The sequence below is a fragment of the Bacteroidota bacterium genome, from assembly GCA_034723125.1.
GTDB lineage: Bacteria > Bacteroidota > Bacteroidia > CAILMK01 > JAAYUY01 > JAYEOP01.
On sequence record JAYEOP010000610.1, the window covers coordinates 1 to 1,501 of the forward strand.

Consider the following 1,501-nt stretch of genomic DNA (forward strand, 5'->3'; position numbering starts at 1 on the left):
TAGTTAAGGATTTGTATTTTGATTTTAAAAACTTTTCAGCACTTCCGTTAAAAAGTACTTCTCCGCCATTAATTCCTGCTTTTGGTCCAATATCAATAATCCAATCGGCACTTAATATTGTTTGTGAATCATGTTCTACAACGATAACAGTATTACCGTTATCAACAACTTTGCGTATTACTTTTAAAATATTTTTATTGTTTGACGGATGTACTCCAATTGATGGTTCATCAAAAATAAAAGTAATATTTCTAAGTTCCGAACCAACCTGCCTTGCCAATCTTATTCGTTGAAGTTCGCCACCCGAAAGCTCTGTTGCTTGACGATTAAGCGAGAGATAGCCTAAGCCAAGATCCTGCAAAATAGAAATACGTTTTAATATTTCAAAAATAATTGCTTTTGCTATTTGATTGTTGTTAAGCTCTTTGTTCTCTGTTAGTTCTATTTTTAAATCATCTAAACTTAATTTGCTATAATCGTAAATATTTTTATTATCAATTTTTACCGATTGAGCTGTTTCACACAAGCGACTACCACCGCATTTAGAACATTGCTGTGTTTTTGCAAAACGTAAAATATTTGGATTTCTATCTCTGTTTAGAATTTCTTCCATAACAGGAATAATACCTTTATAAAAACCTTCAGGACGTGGCTTTGCAGTTATTCCCGACCATTTCATACGAGATTCTAAAGGGTGTTTGCCATAAGGAATTATAACTTTATCGCTTCCGTAAAGGATAATGTGTTTTTGCTCATCTGTTAAATCTTTCCAAGGAATATCAACGTTAAAATTATATGCATTACAGACTTTGTTTAGGGCATCAATAGTTACTTGAGAATATATTGTATAAGCATTTGGATTAGTTATTTTAAGAGCTTGATTTCTAATTGTTTTATTCTCATCTTCAACAAGTAAATCAATCGAAATTTTATCTTCAACACCCAAGCCTTTGCAATTTGAACACATTCCTGTTGTCGAATTAAATGAAAATAATGAACGATTAATTTCAATATCTTTATTGTTAGTTTTTCCAATTCGAGCAAATAACAATCGTAAAAAGTCGTAAACATCTGTTAAAGTTCCTACCGTAGAACGCGGGTTATTATTCCTTATATTTTGCGATACTGAAATTGTAGGTGTTAAATTTTTTATTTGTTCTACATTTGGTTTATTTAATTTACCTAAATATTTACGTGCTTGGGCAGATAAATTCACAAAATATTGACGTTGTCCCTCAGCATTTATTACATCAAAAGCTAAAGAAGATTTTCCTGAGCCTGAAACTCCGGTTACCACAACAAGTTTGTTCCTTGGTATTTGTAGCGAAATGTTTTTTAAATTATTCTGACTAACATTTACTAATTGTATTGAGCTTGTTTGGTTCATAAAGTATGAAAGTTTTAAGCTTACAAAGTTAATTTGTTATTCATTATTAACTAAAGTTTCGCACCTATTTATTTTATTGTTTTACACCAACATAGCAATGTGTTTGGAACGCTG

At 30.9% G+C, this 1,501-nt stretch carries 1 protein-coding gene; it reads right to left on the reverse strand.

Features of this window, described 5'->3' with window-relative positions:
* Positions 1-1,387, reverse strand: a 1,387-nt coding sequence (locus U9R42_15085; protein ID MEA3497350.1) for an excinuclease ABC subunit UvrA, incomplete at its 3' end; no start/stop codon positions are given.
* Between the last annotated feature and the right edge of the window lie 114 nt (positions 1,388-1,501).